This is a genomic window from Parolsenella sp. (assembly GCF_982402205.1).
Genome location: NZ_CEVYAT010000125.1, coordinates 1 through 4,783, shown reverse-complemented (window position 1 = coordinate 4,783; position 4,783 = coordinate 1). Strand labels below are relative to the sequence as shown.

The following is a 4,783-nucleotide window of genomic DNA, read 5'->3' as shown; positions in this document are numbered from 1 at the left end:
CGAGATCGTAGTGCCCACGAGGAGCAGGAAGGCGCCCACGCGCGGGCTCGCGCCGTTCTGCGTCATGCCCAGCGTGAAGCTGCCAAGGGTCTTGAACAGGTCGGGGAACAGGGTGTTGAGGAGGCACCCCAGAAGAAGCGGCACCAGAATCGTGGCACCGGGGATGGAGGACATCTTGAAGAAGGGCTTCTTCTCCTCCATCGCAGTGGTCGAATCGCTCATTGCTAGCAACCTCTCATTGGCTCACTTGCAGAAAAAAGAGCGCGCCACCGGCCCGGCATGCGGCCTGCGGCGCGCCCGCGCGGCCTGGCAAACTACCCGTCGAGGACGATGCCGCCATCGCAGTCGCTGATCTCGCCGTTCACGAAGCTCGCAAGCTTGGAGGCGTAGAACAGCACCATCTGGGCGGGCTCGGACGGTTGGGCCGCGCGGCCCAGGGGAATGCCGGCGATGATGCGCTTGGAGTTCTCGTCAGACAGGATCGAGGTCATGTCGGTGAGGGTGAGCGACGGGCAGACGGCGTTGCAGTGGATGTTGTACTTGCCGCCCTCCTTGGCAACCGCCTTGGTGAGGCCGTTCACGCCGGCCTTGGAGCTGGCATAGGCCGCGGTGCCCAGCAGGCCGCCGCCGATCTTGCCAGCAACGGAGGAGACGTTCACGATGGAGCTGTAGTCAAGCTCCTTGAAGCGCGGGTAGACCGCGGAGAGCATCGTGAACGTGCCGTTGAGGTTGATGTCAATCGTGCGGCGCCACTCGGCGTCGTCGATGTCCTCGAACTTCTTGGTGGAGATGACGCCGGCGCAGTTGACGAGGATGTCGACGCCCGGAACCTCCTCGAAGATCTTGTCGACCGTGGCGCGCGCCGCGGCGGCGTCGCTCACGTCGAGCTGGTAGAAGTGGTTGCCCTCGCCGAGCTTGGCGACGGCCGCCTCACCCTTGTCCTTGCTGCGGGCGATGAGGACGACGTGGCCGCCACCCTCGACGATGCCCTTGGCGATCTCGAGGCCGATGCCCTGCGTGCCACCGGTTACGATCGCGACCCTTCCCGTAAAGTCAAAGGCCATTTCTCTCCCCTTTCGAATACCGCGCGTCGATCGCGGCGGGGAGCCCCCTCTCCACCTTCTGACGCGCCATTCCAAGGCGGTAGATTAGGAGCGTTTAATAGTAAGGGCCGCAGCTTTTTTGTGAGTTTTTCAAACGGTATTATTTTTTCGGTAAACAGTAGACGGTAGTGATTTGACCGCAAACGGTACTAAATGTGCACGATTTTGAGGTCATTTTGTGCGTATCTTATGTAGTGCAGGGCCAAATGCGCTTCATCGAGCAGCCTTTGCCGCGTCGGTTGCACAGCGATTTGGGTACATCTCGCGCACCCATTCGAGGGCAGTTTGAGGCCGCGACGCAAACCGCAGGCCCCGGAGGCTCGTTTAGTCGCGCTGGGCGCACGTCGGCCAAAGATTGTCCCTACTCGCGGCCGACGACGCGCTCGATGATCGAGCCGAACACGCCGGCGAGCACCTGCTGGAACAGCGTGCCCATCATCACCGGGAAGACCACCTCGCCCGGGAAGAACTGGGCGGCGAGCACCGCGCCGGCGGAGATGTTTCTCAACCCCGAGCAGAACGACGACGTCACGAGCTGGCCGTGGGCCAGGCCGCGGGCGTGCGCGATGACGAGGCCCACCGCAAAGCCGCAACTCGCAAACACCAGGATGAAGAGGGCCATCGCAACGAGCTCGGGCGTGAGGTGGCGCATGTAGTCGCTCATCTGCGAGGAGTTCGACGCGATGATGAGCATGAGCAGCACCTTTACCGCCGGCGAAATCGCGGGCGAGAGCTTCTCGTGGCCCCACCCGTGGGTCGCGTCGTTCACAAGCATGCCCGCCACGGCCGGCAGGGCAATCATGAACATCATGTTCGACATCATGCCTAGGACGTCGACCTGCACGGTGGCGCCCAGCAGGACCTTGAGCGTGAGCGGAATCGTCACCGGGCTCGCCACGGTCGACACGAGGATGCAGGCAAGCGCGAGCGACAGGTCGCCCTCGTACATGCCGCACCACATGAAGCTCACCACAGCCACCGGCACGCAGTACTCGAGCGTGGCGCCCGTCACGAGGTTGGCGTTGCCGCCAAACAGAAGGCTCGACAGCGCCCAGGCGCACACCGGCATCACGACGATGGAGAGGCCCAGGATGCACAGGATGTTCTTGGGGTGGCGGAACTGCTCGAGCACCGAGGCGAACGTGTTGTTGAGCGAGCCCTGGAACGTCATGATCGCGAACAGCACGGGCACGATGTGCTCGGTAACCCCAAACACCTGCGGGAACATAACGCCCGCAGCCACGCAAATCGGGGCGATGATGGGCATGTGGGAGCCGACCGCCTTGCCAAACCTCGTCCACCTGTCCACGCCACTCGCCTTCCTCGTGAAAATCCCACTGTCGGTGGGGTATTATCGACAAGGCTATTACCTCAGGCAAGGTAAGGACAAGAAATGGAACACCTCCTTAACATTCACGGCGTGAGCGCAAGCGCCGACGAGAAGCCCATCCTGCATGGCATCGACCTGTCGCTCGACGGCGGCGAGTGCCACGTGCTCATGGGCCCCAACGGCGCCGGCAAGTCGACGCTGGGCCACGTCATCATGGGCGACCCGGTCTACCACACCACCGCCGGCACCATCGAGTTCGACGGCGCCGACCTCACCCACGCCAGCGCCGACAAGCGCTCGCTCGCGGGCATCTTCCTGTCGTACCAGGCCCCGGTCGAGATCCCGGGCGTGCCGCTCTACAGCTTCCTGCGCACCATCTGCCAGAAGCGCCCCGAGCTCAAGATGACGGCCAAGCAGTTCCGCCGCCGCGTGGGCGAGCTGTGCGAGCAGCTCGACATGGACTCCTCCTACCTCACCCGCGAGCTCAACGTGGGCTTCTCGGGCGGCGAGAAGAAGAAGGTCGAGATGCTCCAGCTGCTGCTCCTGAAGCCCAAGCTCGCCATCCTCGACGAGACCGACTCGGGCCTTGACGTCGACGCCCTCTCCGTCGTCTCGCGCGGCATCACCGCCTACCGCGAGCAGTGCAACGGGGCGCTGCTCATCATCACGCATAACACGCGCATCCTCGAGCGCGTCGAGGTCGACCACACCCACGTCATGGTGAAGGGCCACCTCGTGGCCGAGGGCGGCCCCGAGCTCATCGACCAAATCGACGCCAACGGCTTCGAGCGCTACGAGCGCGCCGAGCAGGCGGAGGCGTAAGCCATGGCAGCAAACACCAACGCCGCCAACGAGCAGCGACCCCGCTCCGAGGTCGCCGACGTCGACCGCAGCATGTATGACTTCGTGAAGCCCGAGAAGGGCTACGAGCGCTTCGCCGACGGCCTGTCCGGCGACATCGTCGAGCAGATCAGCCGCAAGAAGGACGAGCCCGACTGGATGCTCCAGATGCGCCTCAAGGCCCTGGAGACCTACGAACGCATGGAGATGCCCAAGAACTGGGGCCCGGCCATCGGCGGCCTCGACATGAGCACCATCTCGACCTACGTGGCGAGCGGCTCGAAGCAGGCCGAGAGCTGGGACGAGGTCCCCGACGACATCAAGGACACCTTCGAGCGCCTCGGCATCCCCGAGGCCGAGCGCACGAGCCTAGCCGGCGTGGGCGCCCAGTACGACTCCGAGATCGTCTACCACAACATGAAGGACGAGGTCGCGAAGTCGGGTGTCGTGTACACAACCGTCGAGGACGCCATGAAGAGCGGCTATGAGGACATGATCCGCGAGCACTTTGGCACGCTCATCCCCATGACCGACCACAAGTTCGCCGCGCTGCACTACGCGGTGTGGAGCGGCGGCTCGTTCGTCTACGTGCCCGCCGGCGTCAAGCTCGACTTCCCACTGCAGAGCTACTTCCGCCTCAACGCCGCGGGCGCGGGCCAGTTCGAGCACACGCTCATCATCGTGGAGCCGGGCGCCGACCTGCACTTCATCGAGGGCTGCTCGGCACCCAAGTACAACGTGGCCAACCTCCACGCCGGCGCCGTCGAGCTGTTCGTGGGCAAGGGCGCGAGGCTTCGCTACTCGACCATCGAGAACTGGTCGAAGAACATGTACAACCTCAACACCAAGCGCGTACGCGTCGAGGAGGACGGCAAGGTCGAGTGGGTCTCCGGCTCGTTTGGCTCCCACGTCTCCTACCTCTACCCCTCGAGCCTGCTCGTGGGGCCGCGCGCCAGCTGCGAGTTCACCGGCATCACCTTCGCCGGTGCCACGCAGAACCTCGACACGGGCTGCAAGGTGACCCTCGCCGCCCCCGACACGCGCGCCAGCGTCGACACCAAGTCGCTCTCCAAGGGCGGCGGCATCTCGACGTTCCGTAGCTCGGTGGTCGTCACCAAGAAGGCCGACCGCGCCCGCGCCAGCGTGAGCTGCAGCTCCCTCATGCTCGACGACATCAGCCGCTCCGACACCATCCCCGCGATGGACGTGCGCAACGCCACCGCGAGCGTGGGCCACGAGGCCACGATCGGCCGCATCTCCGACGACACGATCATGTACCTCATGAGCCGCGGCTGCTCCGAGCAGGAAGCCCGCACCATGGTCGTCAACGGATTTGCCGACCCGGTGTCCAAGGAGCTGCCGCTTGAGTACGCCGTCGAGATGAACAACCTCATCAAGCTCGAGATGGAAGGGGCGATCGGCTAGATGTCACTCACGCTTACCGGCGTCGGCCGCGGGTCCGCCCAGACCTGGAACTGGCTCAGGACCAACGACACGACGCTTCTCGTCC

At 64.4% G+C, this 4,783-nt stretch carries 5 protein-coding genes; 2 read left to right on the top strand and 3 right to left on the bottom strand.

Annotated features, from left to right (window positions below; genetic code table 11):
• The 3 genes from AC1VTH_RS06740 to AC1VTH_RS06730 form a co-directional block, all read right to left on the bottom strand.
• Window positions 1-222 (bottom strand): 2-keto-3-deoxygluconate permease (locus AC1VTH_RS06740; protein WP_481335395.1); only part of this gene is annotated, 222 nt, incomplete at its 3' end.
• A gap of 92 nt (window positions 223-314) precedes the next feature.
• Window positions 315-1,064, bottom strand: a complete 750-nt coding sequence (locus AC1VTH_RS06735; RefSeq protein ID WP_293673771.1) for an SDR family NAD(P)-dependent oxidoreductase — start codon at window positions 1,062-1,064, stop codon at window positions 315-317.
• A 400-nt stretch (window positions 1,065-1,464) separates the two neighbouring features.
• Window positions 1,465-2,412 carry a bile acid:sodium symporter family protein gene (locus tag AC1VTH_RS06730; protein WP_481335394.1) on the bottom strand — a complete coding sequence of 316 codons (948 nt, stop codon included), beginning with the start codon at window positions 2,410-2,412 and terminating at the stop codon, window positions 1,465-1,467.
• Between the two features lie 84 nt (window positions 2,413-2,496).
• Here AC1VTH_RS06730 and sufC point away from each other — a divergent pair, with 84 nt between their 5' ends.
• Complete coding sequence (gene sufC / locus AC1VTH_RS06725) at window positions 2,497-3,255, top strand: Fe-S cluster assembly ATPase SufC (RefSeq protein WP_481335393.1); 759 nt, start codon at window positions 2,497-2,499, stop codon at window positions 3,253-3,255.
• 3 nt (window positions 3,256-3,258) lie between these two features.
• A complete protein-coding gene (sufB, locus tag AC1VTH_RS06720; protein WP_481335392.1) occupies window positions 3,259-4,698 on the top strand; it encodes a Fe-S cluster assembly protein SufB in 1,440 nt (479 codons plus the stop codon).
• Window positions 4,699-4,783: the final 85 nt, after the last annotated feature.